At 33.7% G+C, this 1,509-nt stretch carries 1 protein-coding gene; it reads right to left on the minus strand.

All coding sequences use genetic code 11. The features are described from left to right. Positions 1 to 519: 519 nt before the first annotated feature. The coding region (locus tag L950_RS31225) for a hypothetical protein (protein WP_031289193.1) at positions 520 to 1,509 on the minus strand (990 nt) is incomplete at its 5' end.

The raw sequence follows: 1,509 nt of genomic DNA on the forward strand, positions 1-1,509 counted from the left end.
GATCTGGCTTTCTCCTTGCTTACTTACGCAGCTGTTCCGCTTCCTAAGTTTAAGAAATTAAAAAAAGAATCATAAATAGTAGCATATAAGTTCTACCGGATCCTTTTTGGTACATTATGGAGAGGTTAAAAATTTCCGGATAAATTTCTGTTGGTACTATAGTCTCTGCTTTAATCCCCATTAAGAATTTCCATTTTTTTAATCTGATAAGAGCATTACCATCGTCAAATTTTGACAAAAACTAATTATACAAAGCTATTAGTGTACCACATGAAGTCCATATGCTACATAAAAGCCCAAATATTAGGCAGTATAACAGGATATCCATTTCCTTTCGTAATTTGATCCAAAATACAACAACAAACATAAGCGGGCACACAACTACAGAAATAAATAAAAATGATGCTAATATCACAAAAATATCTTCATTGAAATCCATGAGCAAAATCCTTATTCCAATGTAGGATAGCCAGACAAATATTGGCGATATAAGACATATTAACCATTTCCAAACTAATTTTAGTTTAAGTCTTGAGGAAATGTATTACGGTAATTCTTGATTAAAAATCGGATCATGAAAATGATAATCAAAATCATAATACTGATCTGAACATATGTATTTCGGATAGTATCTGCTCTGGTATTAATATGAGTCTTAGCAACCAATTTACCATGATCAAACTGCTTGACACTTGTCCGTTCTCCATTTACAAATGTTTGTACGACGACGTTATCGCTATCGCCGGAAGTAAAAGTCCAAGTTGAGTCTTCTACCCCCATTTTGTAAAATCCTTCAATGATTAATTTATCATTTACTTTTCTACTAAATTTACCATCGAGGCGACCCCCATTAAATCTTAAAAAATCCTCACCCTCCGCTGTATTAATAATCAGAGTAGTTATTTTTCCGTAAGGAATTATAGTGGTGCTATCTGCTAGCCTAGCTACAACATTTTTATCTAGATCTTCAAGTGAATGATTCTTGTTATAATCATCGTTTCTAATGGGCCGATTAATATACCAATGATTGACCTTAACGACAAGTAGAGAATCCTCAGGATAAAATTCAAATTCATCATATAAATTTAAATCGGGAACTGTAGCTGATTTTAAGAGAACATATTGTGGCTGATCAAAAGATTGGATATACCTTTGCTGACTGGTTGCGCAGAAAGCGAAAATTGTAATACCTGCGACAATCAAAGTACTTAATCTTGCTATTAAGGAATCAGCAATCAACACGATAGAATCGTTTTTTATGTGAAACCAACCTACAAACAGCATCGGCAACGCAATAAGATCGCTTAGGTCGACCGTTCGTTGGATGTTAAATAAGATATTTAGTAGTTCTATAAGTCCTGAGGCAAGTTCACTTTTCCAAAAGACAAACAATATTCCGGTAAAGATAAAGATCCATAATTTATGACGGGGAAAGATCGTTGACCAAAAAATAGGAAAAATAAATAACCCACAGAAATCAGAAAGTTTTCCGGTAAACGCATTGTGGAA

This window comes from Sphingobacterium sp. IITKGP-BTPF85 (assembly GCF_001006065.1).
Taxonomy (GTDB): Bacteria; Bacteroidota; Bacteroidia; order Sphingobacteriales; family Sphingobacteriaceae; genus Sphingobacterium; species Sphingobacterium anhuiense.